Origin of the sequence: Ehrlichia chaffeensis str. Arkansas (assembly GCF_000013145.1) — a bacterium.
Lineage (GTDB): Bacteria > Pseudomonadota > Alphaproteobacteria > Rickettsiales > Anaplasmataceae > Ehrlichia > Ehrlichia chaffeensis.
This window is the reverse complement of record NC_007799.1, coordinates 54270-78784: the sequence shown is the minus strand read 5'-3', so window position 1 is coordinate 78784 and position 24515 is coordinate 54270. Positions and strand designations below refer to the sequence as shown.

Annotated in this window: 20 protein-coding genes and 1 tRNA gene; 8 read left to right on the top strand and 13 right to left on the bottom strand. The window is 29.8% G+C overall.

What is annotated here, in order from left to right; all coding sequences use genetic code 11:
• Position 1: 1 nt before the first annotated feature.
• From ECH_RS00380 to polA, 5 genes are all read right to left on the bottom strand, one after another.
• Entirely contained in the window at positions 2-1852 is a 1851-nt protein-coding gene (locus ECH_RS00380; RefSeq protein ID WP_011452389.1) for an ankyrin repeat domain-containing protein, read from the bottom strand.
• A gap of 79 nt (positions 1853-1931) precedes the next feature.
• Entirely contained in the window at positions 1932-2648 is a 717-nt protein-coding gene (locus ECH_RS00375) for an ABC transporter ATP-binding protein (RefSeq protein WP_006010204.1), read from the bottom strand.
• An 11-nt stretch (positions 2649-2659) separates the two neighbouring features.
• Complete coding sequence (locus ECH_RS00370; RefSeq protein WP_044161081.1) at positions 2660-3457, bottom strand: MlaE family ABC transporter permease; 798 nt, start codon at positions 3455-3457, stop codon at positions 2660-2662.
• Between the two features lie 622 nt (positions 3458-4079).
• Positions 4080-4766 (bottom strand): ribulose-phosphate 3-epimerase, encoded by a 687-nt coding sequence (rpe, locus tag ECH_RS00365; RefSeq protein ID WP_011452385.1) that lies wholly within the window; start codon positions 4764-4766, stop codon positions 4080-4082.
• A 516-nt stretch (positions 4767-5282) separates the two neighbouring features.
• Positions 5283-8117, bottom strand: a complete 2835-nt coding sequence (polA, locus tag ECH_RS00360) for a DNA polymerase I (protein ID WP_006010754.1) — start codon at positions 8115-8117, stop codon at positions 5283-5285.
• A gap of 326 nt (positions 8118-8443) precedes the next feature.
• Between polA and ECH_RS00355 the strand changes: the two genes are divergently transcribed.
• From ECH_RS00355 to recF, 4 genes are all read left to right on the top strand, one after another.
• A complete protein-coding gene (locus ECH_RS00355; RefSeq protein ID WP_006010764.1) occupies positions 8444-8848 on the top strand; it encodes a hypothetical protein in 405 nt (134 codons plus the stop codon).
• 167 nt (positions 8849-9015) lie between these two features.
• Complete coding sequence (locus ECH_RS04945) at positions 9016-9186, top strand: hypothetical protein (protein ID WP_011452383.1); 171 nt, start codon at positions 9016-9018, stop codon at positions 9184-9186.
• The gene (gene argF, locus ECH_RS00350) at positions 9179-10090 is read left to right on the top strand and encodes an ornithine carbamoyltransferase (RefSeq protein WP_006010756.1); all 912 of its coding nucleotides are present in this window, start codon (positions 9179-9181) and stop codon (positions 10088-10090) included. Before ECH_RS04945 ends, argF begins: the two co-directional genes overlap by 8 nt.
• 532 nt (positions 10091-10622) lie before the next feature.
• The gene (gene recF / locus ECH_RS00345; RefSeq protein ID WP_006010758.1) at positions 10623-11741 is read left to right on the top strand and encodes a DNA replication/repair protein RecF; all 1119 of its coding nucleotides are present in this window, start codon (positions 10623-10625) and stop codon (positions 11739-11741) included.
• 540 nt (positions 11742-12281) lie between these two features.
• On the opposite strand, the gene ECH_RS00340 is transcribed toward recF, so the two are convergent.
• Together ECH_RS00340 and def are read right to left on the bottom strand one after the other, a co-directional pair.
• A complete protein-coding gene (locus ECH_RS00340) occupies positions 12282-13067 on the bottom strand; it encodes a uracil-DNA glycosylase (protein WP_006010760.1) in 786 nt (261 codons plus the stop codon).
• A gap of 14 nt (positions 13068-13081) precedes the next feature.
• Positions 13082-13648 carry a peptide deformylase gene (def, locus tag ECH_RS00335; protein WP_006010762.1) on the bottom strand — a complete coding sequence of 189 codons (567 nt, stop codon included), beginning with the start codon at positions 13646-13648 and terminating at the stop codon, positions 13082-13084.
• Positions 13649-14675: 1027 nt separating this feature from the next.
• Here def and ECH_RS00330 point away from each other — a divergent pair.
• Entirely contained in the window at positions 14676-15308 is a 633-nt protein-coding gene (locus ECH_RS00330; protein ID WP_226988409.1) for a lysophospholipid acyltransferase family protein, read from the top strand.
• 207 nt (positions 15309-15515) lie between these two features.
• Positions 15516-15803, top strand: a complete 288-nt coding sequence (gene rpsT, locus ECH_RS00325) for a 30S ribosomal protein S20 (protein ID WP_006010781.1) — start codon at positions 15516-15518, stop codon at positions 15801-15803.
• A 480-nt stretch (positions 15804-16283) separates the two neighbouring features.
• Here rpsT and ECH_RS00320 read toward each other — a convergent pair whose 3' ends face one another.
• The 4 genes from ECH_RS00320 to ECH_RS00305 form a co-directional block, all read right to left on the bottom strand.
• A complete protein-coding gene (locus ECH_RS00320; RefSeq protein WP_006010780.1) occupies positions 16284-16913 on the bottom strand; it encodes an MlaC/ttg2D family ABC transporter substrate-binding protein in 630 nt (209 codons plus the stop codon).
• Between the two features lie 303 nt (positions 16914-17216).
• On the bottom strand, positions 17217-18137 hold the full coding sequence (locus tag ECH_RS00315) for a cation diffusion facilitator family transporter (RefSeq protein WP_006010779.1): 921 nt from the start codon (positions 18135-18137) through the stop codon (positions 17217-17219).
• Positions 18138-18163: 26 nt separating this feature from the next.
• A tRNA-Val gene (locus tag ECH_RS00310) sits at positions 18164-18237 on the bottom strand.
• Positions 18238-18421: 184 nt separating this feature from the next.
• A complete protein-coding gene (locus ECH_RS00305; protein ID WP_006010778.1) occupies positions 18422-19084 on the bottom strand; it encodes a heme exporter protein CcmB in 663 nt (220 codons plus the stop codon).
• Between the two features lie 112 nt (positions 19085-19196).
• Here ECH_RS00305 and ECH_RS00300 point away from each other — a divergent pair, with 112 nt between their 5' ends.
• Entirely contained in the window at positions 19197-19655 is a 459-nt protein-coding gene (locus tag ECH_RS00300) for a TraR/DksA family transcriptional regulator (RefSeq protein ID WP_006010777.1), read from the top strand.
• A gap of 732 nt (positions 19656-20387) precedes the next feature.
• Here ECH_RS00300 and ECH_RS00295 read toward each other — a convergent pair.
• Entirely contained in the window at positions 20388-21350 is a 963-nt protein-coding gene (locus tag ECH_RS00295) for a complex I NDUFA9 subunit family protein (RefSeq protein WP_006010776.1), read from the bottom strand.
• A 384-nt stretch (positions 21351-21734) separates the two neighbouring features.
• Positions 21735-23774, bottom strand: coding sequence for an ATP-dependent DNA helicase RecG (locus ECH_RS00290; RefSeq protein ID WP_011452379.1), 2040 nt, complete (start codon positions 23772-23774; stop codon positions 21735-21737).
• Positions 23775-23882: 108 nt separating this feature from the next.
• Here ECH_RS00290 and ECH_RS00285 point away from each other — a divergent pair, with 108 nt between their 5' ends.
• Positions 23883-24425: a phosphopantothenoylcysteine decarboxylase gene (locus tag ECH_RS00285; RefSeq protein ID WP_011452378.1), complete on the top strand. Its 543-nt coding sequence runs from the start codon at positions 23883-23885 to the stop codon at positions 24423-24425.
• Positions 24426-24515 lie beyond the last annotated feature (90 nt).

Below are 24515 nucleotides of genomic sequence, written 5' to 3'. Positions count from 1 at the left end.
TTTAACCTTCTCTTCTTCTCTGACTAGTATCTGTTTCTTGAACATCTAAATGTGATAATAATATACTTCGTGCATACCCTTCTTCCTCGATTATTAGCTTCTTATCAGCAACATCAACATATTTAGCATATACAATACAAAATACACAAATACTCACAAAGAAAACCACAGATATCGCTGAAAATAATACAGATCTATATAAGCCTTGCTCAATACCTAAAATAGATCTTGTTTTAAAATGTAAAACGGTATTTAGAACACACAAAGCCATTAACATCATAACAACAAGCATACTTAAATACCTGTTGTTACCACGCTCATTTTCAATCTTTATGCATCTCATTCTAGAATCAGAGATCTCAGAAAACTTATAGGATATCAAGTCATACATACGCTTCACATGCGTATACAATACATGTCCATATCCACTTTTACCAACAACTCTATATTTATTTGAAAAACATAAATTCACACATAGTTCATGCTGTGAATCAATCCTACAATCATATATAGGTAATCTACTGCTTGCTTGGGAAAAATCTTGCAATAAAGCCTCAAGACGCTCATTGCCTATGTTGCTCATACTAGCATTCATTATATCATATACAGTATGCCCTGCATTATTTCTTACTTCAAATATCTGCCGCAAAGGCACCATAGTGAGCAACAATTGATAAGTTCCTACACTCTCATCTACGTAAGCTTTAAGTTGTCTTGATAAGGCTTCATCATTTCTTCTAATTGACATAACTCTTTCTCTCATCTGAGAAAGAGGCAACCCACGATCTACAACCTCCTTTAAAGCATTCATATTCTCTCTATATGTAATGTTATAAGATGACAGTATTTTTGCAAAATTAACAAAATATACATATGACATAATATGTAATGGAGTATCTCCATAGCAATTCTGTTGTGTCATCATTGCAGGAAAATTTTTTACTAAATACTTTAAAATTTGATAATTCATGTATGGAGCACATGCTGCATAATGCATTAGATTATTGCGAGATGCATCCACCTCATTAACTATTGAAACCCGTTCATATATTGATGGCTGTATCATCTCACACAAAAAACTTTCTTGCCTTTCCGGACTACACATGTTTACAGCATAATGCATAGAATTCCTACCTTGACCATCCAACTTATATCGGCCAAACTTCATCAAGAATGTTTTTACCAATGAATACGCTAAATCTGTAAGTTGAGGATCATCCGTTAAGGAATATAACTTAACCAAAGCACTCATAGTATCAGGAGCAATAGAATCATGAGATTCATTTGTACAAGACAAGTATTCAGAAACTTGTTCAGGCGAAACCTTACCCTCCACAACAGCTGTATTAAGTTTATCAGCCAATATTTCCACAGCTTGTATTACATACTGAAACATTTGTAACCTGCGTTGTAGATTACTTTGCTGTGTAATATTTGAGTCTGTCTCCTCTTGCAGAGTTTCATTACCCAATGCACTTATTAAAGTTCTGCATACTCTATTAGAAATGGATTGGTATGCAGATCTTAACCTATCTCTAATTTCTCTTATTTCACTAACTTGAGAACCTACAGCTCCACTTTGATCTGAATTAGATTGCTCAATTGCATCCAACAAAACCCTTTTAAGGCGTTCTCTTATAGCACCACTAGAATCATTTTGAATACCAGATACATCATACAATGACATGATTAAATAATAAAATACCGAACCAAGTTCATCTTTTAACAAGAGGATGTCTTCTGCTTCTAAAGATTCCAACATGTTAATAAATGATGGATCAAAGTTTAATATTTTACTAAATATAAGGGGCTTAGTATACCTTGCTATAGCCATTCTACGCATTATTAACATACTAATACCCAACTATATAAAGCTACTACACATATAATAAAAATCATCATTCTATCTAACAATGAGACCAATCTTAACTCTAATTTCGACATATAAAGTTCCTAACATACTGATTATCTATATTTTTTATATCTTGCACAGATTCACATGCAACAATTTTTCCGTCATACAATACAGCTATTTTGCTTGCAATTTTAAAAGCACTATTAATATCATGGGTAATAGTAATAACTGTTAAATTAAATTCCTTGTGACATTTTATTATAATTTCATTCACAACATCAGACATTATCGGATCTAAGCCTGAAGTTGGTTCATCCAATATCATAATTTTAGGTTCACTAACAATAGCTCTAGCTAGTGCTATTCTCTTCTTCATACCTCCAGATAATTCAATAGGATACCTATCTAACACATCACTACTTAACCCAACCAAATTCAATCCAGAAGCAGCAATTTTCCTCGATAATTGTTTATCACGATTGAACCTATAATGTAAGTTAAAAGCAATATTTTCACACACTGTTAAACTATCAAACAACGCACAATTTTGAAATAAAACTCCAAAATTTTTAATCAAACTCTTATCATGTCTAATATCAACACCACTTACAATAACTTTACCAGAAGTAGGAGCTATTAACCCCAGTATTGTTTTCGTTAACACAGACTTTCCACTACCTGATTCTCCAACAATAACCAAAGATTCCCCATATGCAATATCAAGACTTATTCCCTTCAATACTTGATGTCCATGAAAGTCTATATGCAAATCAGATAAAGAAATATAATTCATAAAATCAACTACTATGAATAAAATACAGTAATAATATAATTGAATAAGATGATAAACATGGATGACACAACAACAACATAAGTAGTAGCCAATCCAACACCTCTAGCTCCACCACTACAATAATAGCCACTATAGCACCCCATAAAGGATATTATAAAGCCAAACACCGTAGCCTTAACCAAACCTAAAGCCACATCTTTAGCATGTAAAAATTTTATTACTCCTTTAATATACATTTCAGAAGTATACCCCAACTGATACGAGCCAACAATGTATCCACCATAAGCACCAATTAAATCAGCACACAAAATCAATATAGGCATAGCAACCATTGCAGAAATAATACGAGGAACGACTAAATATTTGAATGGATTAGTATCTAATGTAAACAAAGCATCTATTTGTTCAGTAATACGCATAGTACCTATTTCAGCAGCAATAGCTGCTCCCACACGTCCTGCAATAATCAGACCAATTAATACTGGCCCTAGTTCTCTTACGATCGCAACAACAACAACTCCTGAAACAAAATCACCTGAAACATTATTATGTATTATCAAAGAGTTCTGTAAAATTAAAACCGCACCAGTAAATATAGCAGTTATGCCAACTATAGGAAGTGAGAAAAAGAATATCTCTATAAACTGTTTTAATATAACCCCATAGTAATAAGGAGGCACAAAACAATTATATACAAACTTCACAAAAAAAATAAAAGAGTGTCCTACATTAAAAATGACATTTATTACATATCTACCAATAGTTTCTAACAACCAAAACGGCACCAAATGTAAACACAAAAATCGCATAATAATACACCAAATACTTTTAAGCAGCACACATAAATAAACTGTCTATCAATCCATTACAATCTACTGCTCGCAACAATAAAACCTTTTATTTTAACAGGTATAAAAATACTTACACTAATATCAATGCATTAAAAACTATAGTGTAACCCCTTTCAAATTTTACAATATTTACTCTAATTAATATATTAAAATAATATTTTAAGATTTAATAAAATATAACAAAAAACTTACTCTTATGAAATTATCATTTTATAAATTACAAACATCCAAAACAACTTTACAACACCAAACTCATAATTCAAAATTACGCTAGCAATCTATATTATACCTGCTAAGACTACATTATGTAATACACTAATATAAAAAATTTAAGATTTCATAAAATTACTCACATTAATATGACGTGTTACAATATAATAAAATTCTGTTTTATGATTATATCAAGACATTACATAATATCTTAACTTTTTAAACTGATAATTCGGACATACAAGAATTATACAGCATCAAAGGTAACTATTAACTCTATATTACAGTTACATATAAATACATAAGAAAAGGCTATAATATCATTAAAAGGAAAATACACATCAGCATTCAAAAAACTTCACTAACAAACCTAGAAAGAGGACTTAAGTTGTTGTACATAATCTAACATGTTATTTGCATTAAAAATTGCAGATCCAACAACTAAAATATCTGCACCAGCTTCAATTACACTTTTAGCATTCTTAATATTAACACCACCATCCACAGCTATTTTAGTTTTCAATGAATATTTTTCTATTAGATTACGAACACATGAAATTTTATCTAACTGAGATGTGATAAATTGTTGACCGCCAAAGCCAGGATTTACTGTCATAATCAACACAAGATCAAGCTCAAAAATAATATATTCTAAAATATTATAGTGAGATGTTGGAACAAGAGATAATCCAGCACTTTTCTTATAAGACTTAATCTTCTGTATTATACGATCTAAATGTATATCGGATTCTGCATGAATAGTAATCATATCTGCTCCTGCATCAACAAAAGCCTCTATATAATTACCAGGAGAATTAATCATGAGGTGCACATCAAATGGGATGGTTGTATATTTCTTTATTGCAGAAACAACAACAGGTCCTATAGTGATATTAGGCACAAAATTACCATCCATCACATCCACATGGATATAATCTACACCCGCATCTGTCAACATTTCCACTGACTTACCTAAATTAGCAAAATCTGCTGACAATATAGAACTAGAGACTTCTACAACTTTTCCTCGATTAAAACTATTTTTTTTCGTTAACACGTGAATCTTGATAATGAAATATATAACTTACAGTCTATTGAATTTCACATAATTTTCAAGTACGCAAAAAACAATCAACATTTTTAATCCTTTTCATAAAACTAATATCATACATATTGCAAATTTACCAAAAATCCCTTGCCTAAAGAAGTTACTTAAATTGTAAAAATAAAAACATATATAACCACTATACTAACTCTAAATTGAAAATATTAAAAAAGTGCTTTTCTGTAAAATTAACATTTTCTTTTTCAAGTGCACAAAATTCACTAAACCACACTACTCTACATTACATTTATCTAATAGTAACACTATACTCTTTATTCCCTATATCCTAGCTCAAATTTTTAACACAGCATTTTACATGTCTACAGTTCATAATAATATAAGTACCACACCAAATCAGTACAACCAAGCTTGTTTAACTACAGGAACTATAAACCAATCCAATTCCTTTCTGTACTCACAACTTTATAATACTGATTATTCCGCATCACTATTATATAACTGAGCTCATCATTTTTTACTATATGGAACTAAATCAGCCCAATTAGTTCCTATACGAATATCAACTTTTAATGGTACTGATAATTTAACAATACCTTCCATGACTTTTGTTATGACCTCCACCGCATAATCTACATACTCTTCTAAAATCTCAAACAATAGTTCATCATGCACTTGAAGTATAAGTGATCCATGTGTAATCTTATCAAACAAATGAATCATTGACATCTTTATTATATCAGCTGATGTTCCTTGTAAAGGAGCATTAATAGCTGCCCTCTCAGAAAAATTTCTAGCTGCAGCATTACTGCTATTAATATCTCTTATAAAACACTTTCTACCAAAAATAGTCCGTGTATAACCATAAGTTTTTGCATAAATTTTAATATTGTTCATATAAGACTGAATTTCCGGATAAGATTTAAAATAATTATCAATATATGCATTTGCTTCTGATCTAGAAATACCAAGCTGTTTAGCCAAACCAAATGCACTCATACCATAAATAATACCAAAATTTATTGATTTTGCTTTTCTCCTTAGATTTTTATCCAGGCTTTGAGTGCAAAATATTTGCTCTGCAGTTATCGAATGTATATCCTGATCTAAAAAAAATGCATCTTTAAATGCCTGTACACCAGCTATATGTGCCATTATTCGTAATTCTATTTGTGAATAATCAGCAGAAACTAACTTATATCCTTTTCGTGCAACAAATGCTCTCCTAATAGCATTTCCCTCTTCACTTCTAATTGGAATATTCTGCAAATTCGGATTACTTGAACTTAATCTTCCAGTAGCAGTCGATATCATAGAATAGAAAGTATGTATTCTACCGCTATTACTATTTATCTGTTTTCCTAAAGCATCAGTATAAGTACTTTTTAATTTTGTAAAATGACGCCACTGTAATATTTTATCCGCTATTTCAATTTCATTAAATACCAGATCATTTAAAACTTCAGCATCAGTACTATAACTACCTGAACTCAATTTCTTACTTTTTTTTATACCCATCTTATCAAATAAAACAGTTCCCAACTGCTTTGAAGATGCAATATTAAATTCTGTTCCTGCAAGCCTATATATTTCATTTTCTAGTACACTAACTTTTTCTGAAAAAGTAGATGATAATGTTTTTAAAATATCAATATCAATCAACATGCCTACCTTTTCCATGCTATCTAATACACGAATTAGCGGCTTCTCAACTCTCTCATAAATAGTATACAGTTGATTTACAAACAGATTTTTCTTTAACAACTTATGCAATAATAATAAAGTTATTGCTGTTTTTACATTAACAACATCCTGTTTAACATTATAGTTAATTATCTCTTGTAGTGAATGATCATGTACACTTGGGCTTAAAATATATGACATTATCATAATATCGTCAAATGCTACAATTTCCACATCAGGAATAACTTTTAATAATGTCTTTACATCATATATTACCTTTAACACATAATTTAAACCAAGTACTGGCTTAATAAGTTCTAGTGCATCAGTCACATGATCCTTGTCAATATAGAGTAAAATATCATCCTTATATGATAAAGAAACACTATCAATAACGTTATCAGCCATTTCCATATAAAATGCCATTATTCCTTCACCTTTACAGTTTTCAAGAAACACCTTAAGTGACTCAGTGGAGTAATGTATAACTTCACTACCACCCATAGTTTTATCACTACTACTGGCATTTTGATTAACAGTTGATGAGGTATTACCTACTTCGAAAAATTTATCAACCTTATTCATCGAAGATTGAAGTTCATGATGTATAACTTTATCACCACCCATAGTTTTATCACTACTACTGGCATTTTGATTAACAGCTGATGAAGCATTACCTACTTTGAAAAATTTATCAACCTCATTCATCGAAGATTGAGGTTCATGATGTATAACTTTATCACCACCCATAGTTTTATCACTACTACTGGTATTTTGATTAACAGCTGATGAGGCATTACCTACTTTGAAAAATTTATCAACCTTATTCATCAAAGATTGAAGTTCATATTTTTTTAAGAATTCTACTAACTCTTGTATTCCAGAGATCTGAAAACTATATTTTTCTATATCCCCACATATATCTACCTCATCACATAAAGTTACTAACTGACGGGATAATATTGCTTGGTCACTATATTGAGTAATAGACTCACGACACTTATTTGTTTTAACTTCATGTACATGTAGCAACAAATTATCTAACGATCCAAAATCATTAAGTAATTTTGCTGCTGTTTTGACACCAATACCTGGAATCCCAGGGACATTATCTGATGCATCACCTGTTAAAGACAAAAAATCCAACAACTGATTTGATGATATACCAAATTTACTTTGTACATCTTCTTCTTCAATATATTTATTTTTTATTGGGTCAAATATACAAATGTTATATTTTAAAAGTTGCAACAAATCCTTATCTGACGTTACAACCGTTACTTTAACACCTTGCAACTTACAATACTTCTTACTTAAAGTTGCTATAACATCATCAGCTTCGTACCCTACAACTTCTTCAGAAGCTATATTAAAAGCATTTACAGCTTCTCTTAACAATGAAAATTGAGGTATTAAGTCATCAGGAAGTTTAGGACGATTACCTTTATATTCTGGATATATATTATGACGAAAATTCTTACTACCAGTATCAAACACAACAACTAAATAATCTGTTACATGCTTCTCTATATACTTTAAAAAAATATTGATAAAACCATAAACCCCACCAATAGGTAATCCATAGGATGTTCTCAGATTTGGTAAAGCATAATATGCTCTAAAAAGCAACCCATAAGCATCTATAATTGTAAAAACACGCATTATTTTAACATGTTATATAAAACTACAAATTTTACACTTTACAACCCTGTTAGTATAGATAATTCCATAATCAAATGTATTATAAAAATTTTTAGTAATTTTTTTACGTACCTAAAACATAGCAAGGATCTGATACGATCACAATCACCAACATCTAAACAAAACCTCTTACACCCTCAATATTCAATAATATATTACAAAAAACATGTACACACACATACAATATAAAACTAATTAAGAAACGTTTTTTTGACAGCTAAATTATCTATTATTTAATAAAATAATATTAACATTCTTAGGTTAAGTACAATTATGGGTATACTAATATGACAACAAAAAACACTCCCAAAACACAAAAAGGAAAAAATACAACAACCAAACCCAAAACCAAAAAAGCAACTACTACAAGTACAAGTGAATTTGGAAGTACTAATACTAATGATACCGTTCAAGATACATCATTAACCGCACAAACCCATAGTACTAATACTACTACAAATAACAGTGAATTCTGGGATACTAATACCAACAATACTACCCAGACTACATCACCATCCACACAAACATCATATGGTACGGATCCTACGCTGAGTGATATGGATTTAATTAACCTTAAGAAAGTAGAATCCAATGAAACAGAAATCATATATGAATCAAATACTACAAAACAATCCAATTTTTTCAAAGATTTATGGTATTCACTCAAAGGGTATTTCTCATCAGCACAATAATTCAAGTTATTTTATACTCTACTTCACAACCAAATCAAAGCTTGTGTATACGTAAACACTTAATGGTGCAAAAAACTTCCACAATGATGCCTTGAACAGTAAGTATAAAGTATACACAAGCAAAAACTATTGACATCAAACATATTTTATGTTGAAATGCCCTTGTCTTGAGATTATCTCGTTTACATAAAAAGGCATTTTCCAGTGAAGACGTCAAGCAACAAGAAAAGCAAAAATTACATCTTATTATTTCTACTAATAATTCTAGTAGCAATATTGTTTTTCACATCAATAGTAAAAGTCAAATTCTAGAGCCAGGTTATAAAATGTATGAATAAAGCAAATATTTGTTCTTTTACAGATCTTAATTTACATACAAAAGAGGAACTAAGAACAATCTTAGACTATAGTTCTATAATCAAAAAAAAACCTAACCAATATAGCAAACACCTATTGAATAAAAATATAGCTTTAATATTTCTGCAGCCATCAACCCGTACAAGGATATCATTTGAAGTTGGAATAAACCAACTAGGTGGAAATGCTATTATTCTTAATGAAAAGGATACTCAATTGACAAGAGGAGAATCCATCTACGATACAGCTAAAGTTTTATCAAGATATGTTGATTTAATAGTAATAAGGATATTAGAACATAATTCTCTACTTGAATTAGACAAACACAGCACAGTTCCAGTCATTAATAGCCTCACACAACATAGTCACCCATGTCAAGTCTTAGCTGACATTATGACTTACGAAGAAAAGACAGGCCCTATAGAAAATGCTACAGTAAGTTGGATTGGAGATTTTAACAATATGCTAGTGTCTTGGATACATGCTGCAACAGTATTAAACTTCAAACTAAACATTTCAACTTTAGAATATTCAAAAAATCTTGATTTACTGCTTAAGTCAGCACAAGAGAAAGGTAATAATATCACATATGATGCAAATCCTCATAACATCATTTCAGACGCAGATATTATTACTACAGACTCTTGGATTTCAATGGGTTATGAAAATAATATCAAAACCGAGTTTTTCAAATACCAAGTTAATGCCAAACTTCTTGAAAAAGCTAAACCTAACTACATGTTTTTACATTGTTTACCAGCACACAGAGGAGAAGAAGTAACATCTGAAATAATAGATGGACCAAATTCATATATATTTGATGAAGCAGAAAATAGATTACATATTCAAAAGGCAATCATGTTATGGTGTTTAAATCTGCTATAACACAAACTTGCATGTCACACATCTTCAGAGTTCATACACCTCTCAAATAAATTTTTTAAATACAATAATCCATTTAAACAACAAATTAGGATTACACCTTACACTCTAAATAATTTTAAGTCTTAGTTTTGTTCCCTACCAGGTCACAAGCTTAATATATGATGCTAATTCATAAAGCTCATAAGCATAGACCTCAGACACTTTAAATACATACACAATCTTCACACAACTTTTCGAAATTACAGATTCAGCACTATATATTAAAAAACAACTTTAAAATCCTATATATCAGATGATTCTCTACCACATTATAAATTATAAATTTGATATGAAATTTATTATTATATTAAAAAGCTCATTACTGATTCATAAATCAGTCACAAAATTATACATTTCATATATAAAGAAACTTTCAACTTTATAATTAATACAAGACTTTCGTAGTATTCAATATAATAAGTGAGTAGTTCTTGCAGAAAAAATTGATATAAGTATAAAATTTCCATTCTAAGTAAAAAAGGAATATTATTAGATGTCATCTATAGAAAAATCTTACATAAACAATTTGCGACTAGTAAACTTTCGTAACTACATAAACCTTGAGCTAGATACTTCTAGTAAATCAGTTGTATTACTTGGAAAAAATGGTGCAGGAAAAACAAATATCTTAGAGGCAATTTCTCTACTATCAAAAGGCACTGGCATTAGAGGAGTGAACACAGAAAGCATGCAAAACAGTCTTTCAAATTCCCCATGGAGTGTTTCATATCAAATGCATACACAAAACGGTATTTATCCTATTGCAATTTCACGGAATCACAACAAACGCGCTATATTAATTAGCAATAAAAACCAAAGCTATACTACATTACATAAAATTACAAGCATCATATGGTTAATACCACAATTAGATCATATTTTCTTAAAATCACAAAGTGAACGATTAAGATTTTTTGACAGAATAGCACACATTTTCGATACAAAATACGCTATACATATTATAAAATATAACAAAGCAAAGCAGGAAAGAAGCAAGTTATTATATAACAACTCTATAGATAACTTTTGGTTATCTAGCTTAGAAAGCATAATTGCAGAAAATGGCATAAACATTGCTCGTATAAGATTTAATGTTTTACAAACATTACAAAACACTCTATCTCAAAATAGCAAATCTCATGCTTTTTTTAAAGCAATCATAAAAATTCAAAGCCAAGTATTCAATTTATTAGACCAAGAAAATTCTATTGAGCTATATAAAGAACATTTAAAAAACAACAGAAGTAAAGATTCACTAAGTAATTTAGTCAATTTTGGAGTTCATAACGATAATTTTCAAATATTCCATTCAGAAAAAAACTTAATAGCAAATTACTGCTCAACCGGAGAACAAAAAATTCTACTACTATCATTAATTTTATCTTCTGTTTTTGCAAAACAAAACATTGGAGAATACCCTATCCTATTATTGGATGACGTTATGTCTCACCTAGATGCATATCATCAAGAAAAATTATTAGAAATCATCAGAGATATAAAATGTCAAGTATGGTTAACAGATATCGACCTTACGCAACAAAATTTTACAAAACATAAAGAATATTTTAAATTTTTTCATGTAGCAAATAATACAGCAACACTCTTGCAATAATATCCTTGATGAAAAGTTCTCGCTGTAAAGATTAACAACGCAATTAATTTCGATAATCCAGCATTAAAAATAAGTACAAGCTATTACAACTACTATTAGATTTCCAGTAGTAATAAAAAAACTTTTATATCCTTGTACATTTTTTAACATTATACAAAACATCAAACTTATATTAAAACCATTGACCAAATTAATAAATAAATTTGCAATATACTATTAAACCATATAGAAAAAATTTTTTTACTGTATTACGTCTAATTGCCAACTCACTTATCAACACATGCAATACACACCAAGCATACTCATTTTATACATGCCTAAATAATATGTATTCTCAAACTTACATTCGCATAATAAAGCTAGCATTAAACATATAAAGTATAAAAATAATGCTTAGTTTTTTAATCCTTCTAAGCAACTCTTCACTACACAAGCTCTCCCTGGTTTACAGAGCTATTTATACAACACAAATCAAACACCCGTGAACACATCTCAAAGCAATATTCATTCTTAAACTTACATTTACATGCTAGAATAATATTACAAAGTATCAAAATAACGCTTAATCTGCTTTAAATCCTCCCAAGCAAGACGTTTTTGCATTGGTTGGCGTAATAAGTATGATGGATGAAATATAATACCCGTAGTAATACTATGCTGAAGAAACTGATTACTATATGAATGAAACCTCCCTCTAAGTCTAGATATAGGGTTCTTAGAATCAAGCATAGCATAACACGCAGTACTTCCCACTAATACTAACATTTGAGGCACAATTAAGGCTATATGTTTTTCTACGAAAGGCTTGCATACTGCTATTTCAAAATCTGTTGGTCTTCTATTACCAGGAGGACGCCAAAATACAGCATTACTAATATATACAGTAGTTCTATCAAAACCTATTGCCTGCAACATTTTATCAAGCAACATACCACTAGCACCACAAAACGGTATACCTTTTAAATCTTCATTCGCACCAGGAGCTTCTCCTATTAACATGACTCTTGCTTTAGGATTCCCATCAGCAAATACAGTATTTGTTGCTAAATTTTTTATATCACATCCATCAAAAGATTCTACAGCACTTTTTAATTGCTCTATAGTATTACATTGTTCAGCAAGACTTTGAGCTTTTAACAGATAATAATCCTCCGTATTTTCTTTAATACTTGCCTGTTTTTCTTTCATACAATACCCTGTATCACTACTATTTTGCAAAGATAGATTTTTACTTGTAAAAACATTATACTGCACATCTTCTAATGTACAATCAATACCATTCTCATGATAAAATTTCAACACTTCCAATAGGTCCAAGTCACTCACATCAATACCAACAATTATATAAGATCAGTTCGTTCTTTCTTTTTCACTTTTTCTATTGCAAAATCACGTTTAAATTTAGATAGATATTTTAAAAATACCGTTCCATTTAAATGGTCAATCTCATGTTGCAAACATCTAGCAAGCCACCCTTGAGCTTTTATTATACATTCATTACCATTATAATCTAAATATTGAACAGCAATACGCTGAGGACGTACTATATAATCAAAATAACCAGGAACAGATAAGCAGCCTTCTTTTAATTTTACTTTCTCTTGAGATATATCAACAATTTTAGGATTAATTATACAATAAGGACCTCCATATAGTTCATAACCTTCTATTTTATCCTCAACATTCTCAATATCCTCAGAATCTTCAAACTCTTCTGGAACATTCATAACAAGAATACGTTTATGAACACCAACCTGAACAGCAGCCAATCCTAACCCTTGATTAGCATGCATTGTTTCAAACATATCATCAACTAGTTTTCTTATAGATTGATCTACTTTTTCAACTTCTTCAGAACATAACGACAATCTTTTATCAGGAACAGTAACAATTGACAAAACTGACATTTATTTCCTTACAACTGTTTGTATAAAACCTACCAATCATATTATATGAAACAAATATTAATTCAAGATTTACAATGTTGCTGATAGCGCATCAGTACTTCATTCACAGTACCATAGACTGTTATACTTTGACTAATTAACACACCTACTTATAGAAAATGTCATACTTACTCATTTACAAAGTTATTAACAAATCAGACTGCTAATTACTTAAATTAAAAGCCATTATGATCATTATATTAGAACATGAATTCAGGAACTTTAATGTCATTTCCAAAATATATATTTTCCGAAATCAATATAGATATCATACTTCTATTAAAATCATATCAAACATATAACAACCTATATTTGAGCTTTTATTTAATGTTTACTCCCATAAGAATTTACAAATGAACTTGAAACAAGAATCTCAACAGCAAGCAACTTACTGATTAAAGAAGCTTTAAAGTAAAGCACAAGACTTTATTTCTAAATATTTATTGTAAAGTATAAACTTTTTCTAACCTTCCTACATTAAACAAAATCACACTAAGGCAACACACTATAAAAAACATTTTTTATTACAATCTTCACAGAAATATTCTATGAATTACTTTTGCTTTTTACATATTCACTATCATTGCGTATCACTAAAAGAAGCGATTGTATTGAATAAAGGTATTAAATGATCCAAATACATGTGTGAGTCTGACACAACCATACAAATTAAGCACTGTATCCTATATAGTTACACTTATACTATACAAGAAAATAGATAATAACTTACGCAATGATGAGCCTCTACATATTCACATTGCATGATTATCTACTACCTTATTACTACAGATATACAATACTTACAAAAATATGAGTAATAAATAGAAAAACTAATATAATATTAAAAATAGTTTATCGTTTAGAACTATAGGCTATACTATAGCAAAACTAATATAAATGTCAGGTCATAATGCTGTTTTACATATTGTCAACACTTTTTACAGTACTACATGCTGTGATATTTTTACCATTATATTTGATATTCCCAATGTCATTAAAAATAAAGTGTTCAGTTCATGGCATAAAAGTAATACTATCTTTCTGCAAAATTATAGATAAAGTAGACTATGAAATACGCGGCTATGAAAATTTACCTGACAATTCCCCATATATCATCGCATCAGAGCATCAGTCTCCTCTAGAAACGTTAATACTATTCACTATATTTAAAGACCCAGTATACATTCTCAAGAAAGAGCTAAAGCATTTTCCAATTTTTGGTATATACTTTATGCTACTAAAAATGATATTTATTGACCGTAAACAAAAAGTTCAAGCTCTGAAACACATATTAGCAGCAACAAGTTTACGTGTTCAAGAAGGTAGAACTGTCATAATTTTTCCTCAAGGTTCAAGAATAATACCAGGAGAAAAAGTAACTATAAAACCAGGTATCGCAGCCATGTATAATAAGTTATCAATTCCCGTAGTACCAATAGCAGTTAATACTGGTTTATTTTGGCCAGCTAGTATTTTTCCCGCTAAAAAAAGACCTGGAAAAGCTATTTTACAAATTTTAGCTCCTATTTATCCTGGACTAACAAAACAAGAATTTACAAATGAACTTGAAACAAGAATTTCAACAGCAAGCAACTTACTAATTAAAGAAGCTTTAAAGTAAAGCACGAAACCTTATTTCTAAACATTTTCTGAATTATGTTAATGTATCGTTTGCAGGAAGTTAAGCATATTATAAACAGCAGCATAACATTTAAACATTACTGTCTTCTTTAACTTGCTAAATCATCACAAATATATAAAAGCTCTTGCATTGATTAAAATTTACTTATAGAGTTATATAGTGAAGGATAAGATAGGTTATTTAAATATGGCAAATCACCCAAGTGCTAAAAAGATGATTAAAGTAATAAAGAAACGCACTATGGTCAATCGCATGCGGAAAAGCAGAGCACATAACTACGTAAAAAAATTTATGGCTGCCTTAGCTGCAGGGAACAAAGAGCTAATGATTGAAACCTTTAAAAAGGCTGAGTCAAATTTACACAAGTGTGTTAACAAAAAAATTATACACAGAAATACTGCAGCAAGAAAAATTAGTCGCATGGCTTTAAAGTTAAAAGCATTTGATTTACAACAGCAGGCAAAAGCTGTATAGAATTTACTTCATTAAAACGCAGTACTTTTTTATTCACAGTAGTAGGTTTTTGTAGTATCTATTTTCCTACAAAGGCTCACTAATTTTCCTTAAGGTATCCTCATAAGAGTGTAGTACAATGCTTTGCACTCCGTGTGTATGCTCTTAATTAAAAAATCGCAGTTATATTGAATATCTAACGAACAGGTTAGCATATTTTATAATGGGTTTATACCATCCCAAAAAATATAAACGACCTTACAATGTATTCACCCTAAGCCACAGTTTTAGTTGTAGACATAACAAAACCCTGGTCTAATAAAAATGCCTCTATTTATGACACTTACATTACAACAGAGCAAAACCAATATTTAATACAGTATCTTGAGTACAACAACATAAATTATCACTTGAAAAGTTAAAACAACAAATAACCACAATCGTAGAAATGATAATCTGTATTGAATACAAAAACTTTCTTTAACTTAGATATTCACAAGATTAATATTTAGCAGAAGCATTTTCTAATTGGAAATAAGATATCATTCCATCAATACCCTGTTTACTTATCATATTCTTAATCATAGAACGTTGAGTAATAGAAAAACTAATTGCACTATTAATTTTTATATCAGACAACAGAAATCCATTACCAGTATTAATTAACTTAAACTCAACCATCAAAAAATTATTGACATCTTTCTCATGTGATAACCGAGTATTAATTAAGTAATGATCTGCTTTTGGACTCTTAATAGACAAAATATTCATATCATAAACAGAATACTTGCATAGCTGTTTGCTATACATTCGTTTAATATATTTACTGTATTCACTAATAAACTTTTCTTGTTCATCAGCAGACATAGTATTCCAATACGATCCTAAAACAAATCTAGAAATATCTTTTATATTAAGTACCCTATCAACTATGGATTGAATACCGGCATACATTTTAGCTTTATCTTTTATGTCTCTAACAGTAATTTCAACTTGATTTTTTAATGCAACAATAAAATAACATGGCCTAACATGCTCTCTACATGCTTCAGTAGCATCATAGGCAAAAGCATTGTTAAACAAAAAAAGCAAACTAATAACAAATAACCTACAAATATAACTATTAATCATTTTATTTACTTACTTATACTATATAATAGGCTGCTCATCTTACTGTGAACGATAATGCATAATACACATCACCATTTACAATGAATACTCTATAAAATATCAAGTTCTCATGATTTTACAGGCTATATCTATAACATAAATTAATAAATATACATTTAATACCATTGACTTTTTCATATTATGCTATACGATGTGACATTACCACCGTTTAACATTTTAAAGATCTCAATCAAGAAAAACATAATAAAGATACTAACCTATCAAATAATTGTTAGTCACTTAATTACAGTCCATACTGTTAATTTAATTATGAGCTGTCTTAATCATAACACTATCATCAGCACAATTATCGTATTCAGCTTCAATAGTAACATGAATAATACCAAAATCTCTGCTCAGTAATTTTTTGATAGATACTAATACTTGACTATACTTTAAATTATCAGTTACAGCTGCCTTATCAAGTTTAACATGCATTGTCATAATTGGATGATCTGTAGTTAATGACCAAATATGAATATGATGTATATCCAAAACTTCAGCAATGTTTTCAGAAACAGTTTTTCTAATCTTATCCGGATCTATATTATCTGGAGTACCTTCAAGTAAAATGTGACCAGAATTCTTAATAATCCTATATGCACCACCAAGTATTATAATACTGACAAATACTGATAAAAGAGGATCCACTATCTGCCATGAAGTAAACATAATCACAACAGAAGCAACAATCGCTGCAACTGACCCTAACAAGTCACCAACAACATGCAGAACTGCACTTTTAAGGTTCAAATTACTCTCATTTTTTCTATACAGTAGAAAAAATGATACAACATTTGCTATCAATCCTAATATTGCAACAGACATCATAATTTCCCAGCAAACTTCTTCTGGAGAAAAAAAGCGCTTTATCGACTCCAAGATAATTAAAATGGCTATACCAAACAAAGTGAGTCCATTAATAAAAGCAGCAACAACTTGAAATCTATGATAACCATAGGAACGACATGAATCTGATTTTTTCATAGCAACTTTATATGCTAACCAACTTAATAACAAAGAAATAAAATCAGTAAACATATGTCCAGCATCTGAAAGCAATGCCAAAGAATTTGATATTATCCCCCCAACTACTTCTACAACCATCGTAATGATAATAATAAAAATAGCATATATTAGCTTATTTTCATGGTTGGAAGGCTTATTTTTATGAATAAGCGACATTTTATAACCAAATTACGTCAGACCAGTGGGCAATACTGGATTCGAACCAGTCACCTCTTGCACGTCAAGCAAGTGCTCTAACCAAATGAGCTAATTACCCGCAAGTTAACATAATAAGTAATATATTGTAAAAGTCAATCATACTCAACAGACAGTCTAACTACAAATATCACACTAACAGTAATTAACTAACATATTAATTCAAGTAACTAAAATCTTCCTAGCGCATACTATTTTTCAAATTGTTAAATATAAAATCAAACATCAAAAAATATTTCGTATAGCTAATCATATTCAACAGCAACTCTAATTGCAAATGATACAAATATCACACTAATAGGAACTACCCCAGCAATAATTAATCCAAGCAACATTAAATTTTCTCTGTATACACCATTTATTATACTATCAAATACAAGACTAAAATATACTAACACCGGTATCATAATAGGTAATGTCAAAATCTGAGCTATTATTATGCCACTACCTCTACCCAATACTAACGCTTCACCTACAGCTGATATAAAGCTAATTACTAGCAAGCTAATTCCTAGAGACAACCCTAATCCTAGAGTAGTATATATGTTACTTTCCAGAATTATAAAATCTATAAACATAGAAATAATACTTACTGGTATTCCTACACAAATCCAATGCGATAAAATCTTAAAAAATATTATCAACTCTACCATACTTTCCTGTATCAACATTTGCTCTAAAGAGCCATTAGCATAGTCATTTTCAAATAAATGACACATAGACATATGTACAGCAGAAATACTACAAATCCATAAAATAGTTGGAAGTACTTTTATTATTTCAACATTTTTCATAGTAAACAATGCTGTACTAATTATTAATATAAAAAGAATAATTGCATTTAAAAGATTACCTTTCCTACTCATCGATAACTTTAATTCATACATTAATGCACTACTATTGCCCATACTCAGCCCACAACTGATAAAAACATCGTCATTATATCACATATCATACACGAATTCTTAATCAACTATATTTAAATTATTATTTTAGTTGTATCACAAATAAGGAATACAAATGTTGAAAAAAAACCATAATACCGCATTTCCTGAAGATGAAGATGATAGCAATTACATGAATCATAAACAATTAGAATACTTCAGACAAAAACTGATTAAATGGCGAGAAGTACTACAAAAAGAATCTGAAGAACTAGCTACGGAATTACTACGTCCACAAGCTGATGCAGACTTAACAGATATGGCAACAAAAGAACACAATATCGTGCTAATTTTAAATACTAGGAAAAGAAATGAAGCATTAATAATAGAGATAAACAAAGCTATACAAAGAATAGATGATGGATTATATGGTTATTGTGAGGAAACAGGAGAAAAGATCGGCATCGCAAGACTTGAAGCAAATCCAATAACATTATACTCCATAGAAGAACAGGAAAGGAGAGAAAAACAACAAAAACTTTACAGTAATGATCAAGAAAATGATTATAATAATAATTTTTTAAATGATAATTAAACATAGGTATACTATCGTAACTTATATAGTAATAACATTAAGTTGCGGACTACAAACTATTGATGAAAGCTAAGCAAAAACTAGTATTTATAAAATAAAACAACTCTTATAAGTTTGTAACATTCAGGATTATATATTTCAGGTAATTAAAAATTTATTCCGTCATTTCACCTATTAAGGAATGAGAGATACTACCACACCTTTAAAAAATTACATCTAAACTTTTTTAAAATAAGCATCAAATACAAACATATAGCTATAATACTAAAAACTCTTACAAAGCTTTAAATATTTAAGGAACTATGTTTTCAACAGTTAAAAATTTTACTCCTATTTCTTCCTATAAGTCCGCAATATTCAGGATTTATATATTTCAGATAATTGAAAATTTATTCCATCATTTCACCTATTTAAGGAATGAGAGATACTCCACATCTTCAAAAAATTACATCTAAACTTTTCTAAAATAAGCATCAAATGCAAACATATAGCTATAATATTAAAAACTCTTATAAATCTTTAAACATTTAAGGAACTATGTTTTCATAGTTGAAAATTTTACTCCAACCTCTTCTTATAAGTCCGTAATATTCAGGATTATACATTTCAGATAATTGAAAACTTATTCCGTCATTTCACCTATTTAAGGAATGAGAGATACTCCACATCTTCAAAAAATTACATCTAAACTTTTCTAAAATAAGCATCAAATGCAAACATATAGCTATAATACTAAAAACTCTTATAAATCTTTAAATATTTAGGAACTATGTTTTCAATAGTTGACAACTTTACTCCAATCTCTTTTAACTCATTCATAGGGTATATATCATGAGATTCGGTCATATCTTTAATAAATTTCACCTGATCTCTTGTTAAAATTGGATCTGTAGTTCCAGTAATAAGTTTCAAAAAAATAGAAATTATTCTCAGCTCACAAAAAAAAGCTAAAATATTTGTTACACCAAAAGAAATATTAATAAGCTTACTTTTTCTATTTGTAACGTTCAGGATAAAACTTAATAACTCTTTAAATGAATAAGTACAAGGCCCACAAACATTATATAGCTTATCTGTAATCGAATTTTCAACAATACTAAATACAAACTTAGCAAGATCATCAACATAAATAGGTTGGAAAACTGCACGTCCACCGCCTATAACCGGCAAAAATGGAAAAATCATTGACAGCTGTGCAAACTTATTAAAAAACTTATCTTCTGGTCCAAAAACTAAGTTTGGCCTTATAATCACTGCATCAGGGAAAGCAGATTTCACAAGATTTTCCCCTATCAATTTACTTTTCGCATAGTCAGATTTTTGTGTTTCAGTAATTCCCATTGCCGAAAAATGAATCATCAACTTTACTTTACACCTTTTTGCAGCTTTAGCTATATTTTCTGCTGCTTTAGCATGTATGTCATAAAAAGTAGATTTCTTTGCACTATATAAAACACCAAGTAAATTTATAACAATATTACAATCACGTATATGCTCAATTACTTCTTCACTATTAGCAACATTACCACTTATAACCTCTACTTGACCCAAATTCCCACATAACTTTAATTGCTTTGCTTTTTCTGGATATCTAGTAACAATCCTAATCACATACCCATTCTCAGCAAAGTACTTTACTAAGTATCTACCTATAAAACCACTCCCCCCAAACATAACGACACGCTTTATAGACATACTAATACCTCAACTTCACAGTAACAACAATTACAGAAACAACTTCATAGTTTTTATACAAAAGCCTGAGAAAAAATAACTCCTACAAAATTAAGATCACTTTTTATATAAGCAGAGCCCTAATACAATTTTTGTAACTGTACTTATAATAATATCAAAAACTACAAAAAATAAAATTAACATTATTCACGAGAACATAACTCTCTACTAACAAAATCATTCCTGAATCACTAAAAATTACATAGAAACCATCTAAGCATAACTTTTATTCTAAATCTTGTAATATTATAGCCAGAATTTTCTATTCAAAACTTAAACTGATATACTCTTCTCTAAAAATCACTACCACTTGAAATTTATCAAAATCCCTTACTCACATAAAAACTAATAATTTATAGTAGAAACATCATAACCAAACATGTGTAACAATTGATTAAAATGATCACCTAATTCTGTCTTATTCGCATCCAGAATTGCTCCTGCCTGTTCAACAGCAATAGAAATAAGGCCTTGATCCTTATAAATATCTGCAAACTTAAAATTTGATAATCCTGATTGTTTTATCCCTAAAACATCTCCACTACCACGCAACAACAAATCCTGCTCAGCTATGTAAAAGCCATCTTGAAATTTACGCAATATACATAGCTTTTTATATGCAATCTTACTTAACATATTCCCATGAAGTAAAATACAAAAAGAAGATTTATCACTACGGCCAACTCTACCACGTAATTGATGAAGCTGTGATAGACCAAATTGTTCAGCATTTTCTATAATAATTATAGTAGCATCAGGTATATCAACTCCTACTTCTATTACAGTAGTTGCAACTAGTAACTTAATATTTCCATTATAAAAAGACATCATGACTTCATCTTTTTCAATCTTAGGCAAACGACTGTGTATCAAACCTACATCCTTACCAAACACTTCTTGTAGAGTAAAAAAACGTTTTTCTGCTGCTGCTATATCTAATAATTCCGAATCTTCAATATAAGGACAAATCCAATATGCCTTATTACCTTCTTGCAAAGCCAATTGTAATTTTGCTATAACTTCAAACAAGCGCTCAATATTCACAATACTAGTTTGTATAGGCAATCGATTGTGAGGCTTATCCTTAAGTCTTAAACAATCTATATCCCCATATACTACTTGCTCTAATGTTCTAGGAATAGGCGTAGCTGTCATAAAAAGCACATCAGCCATATTACTTTTATTAATTAGCCTCATCCTCTGTAATACTCCAAATCTTTGTTGTTCATCAATGATAATCAAATTAAGATTATTAAAATCAACACCATCCTGAAATAAAGCATGAGTTCCAATAACTACATTACATTCACCAAGTTGCAATTTCTTTTTAATATTCTGTTTCTTCCTTACCTTACTTGTTAACAACTCAACATCAACTGAAATATCAGATAGTATCGCCCGTATCCAACGATAATGTTGTTCTGCTAATATCTCAGTAGGAGCCATAAAAGCTACTTGACCTCCATTCTCTATAACATTTAAAATAGCAAACAAAGCTACCACTGTTTTCCCACTACCTACATCTCCTATTAATAGTTTTACCATCCTATTTTCTGATGCTTGACTCTTTGTAATCTGAGATATTACTTCTTTCTGTCCTTCTGTTAACTTAAAAGGCAGTTTATTTAAAATATCATTATAGTATAGCTGCTTACTTACAATAGAGACACCTTGTTGGTAATCAAATTTCCTGACCATTTTTACAGAGATTTGATGACTTAATAATTCATCATACGCTAACCTTGCCCTATGTAAATGCACAGCTTCAAGTGTATCTGGGTGATGTATTTTTATTAAACTTTCCTTCCAACTATTCCATCTATTATCTCTTAACAATTTTTCATCTATCCATTCAGGAAAATCAGGTAACAACCTTACACTTAACTTTACTAACTTTGAAATTCTCTTAGAAGTTAATCCTCTAATTAGTGGATAAATAGGTTCTATGATACTAATATCCTGGAACTTTTTAATATCTGTTACAATATAATCCGGATGTGTAATTTGCAAACATCCCAAAAATCTTATCAGAGTACCACTTACTACACATGTTGAACCTACCTTTAAAACACTTCTCAGATATTTCAACGAGTAATTAAAAAAAATTAATGATACTTCACCAATACATGTATCAAGCACAATTTTATACTGGGATTTTCTTTTCCTACCAATAAAACCATGACACTTCACAGTACCAATAAAAGTTACAATTTTACCTACAGAATCTTCAGATAACGCAGTTCTTCTATCCACATAACTTTGTGGTATATGAAATAACAAATCTATAATTTTATCACCACCACATAACTTTTTTAATAAACTCCCTACTACATTATTAACTCCTGGCAACATATACATGCTAGAAAATATGCTTAAGTTGTGCATTAAACTATAATCCTACATTAAACTAATACGTCAAAGTTATTATAAATATTAAACTTTGAATATACAAAAATATATGATAGAAATTGAATGTTTACCTAGTTTTATCCTATGAAAATTTTATTAGTAATATCAGGAAGCATAGCAGCATATAAATCTTTAGATTTGATAAGAAAACTGCAAGAAAATAACCATACAGTTACTAGCATAATAAGCAAATCTGGAGAAAGGTTTGTTACCCCATTATCAGTAGCATCATTATCTGGAAATTCTGTGTATACTGATGCAGATCTTTTTCATGCCCATAAAAGTATGCATCACATATCATTAACGCGAAGTTCTGATATTGTACTAGTAGCGCCTGCAACATTAGATATAATAGCAAAAACAGCACATGGTATTGCTGATGAATTAGCTACAACTGCGTTAATTGCTTCAAACATTCCTATCATCATGGTCCCAGCTATGAATCCTGCAATGTGGAATTCAAAAGCAAATCAACGTAATATTCATTGTTTAAAAAGTGATAACGTAACAATAATTGAACCTAAAGAAGGGTTAGCAATTTGTAACGAATACGGAACAGGTAAAATGGCTGAAGTTCAGGAGATAGTCTCATTCATAGAAAACTTTCACAAAACTGACAAAAAATAAAATTGCTGCATATGTAATTACCAAGCAAAATACATTTGCCAAATTTTTTGACCATAGAATTACACTTTTATAACTTGAAATAAGCTTATC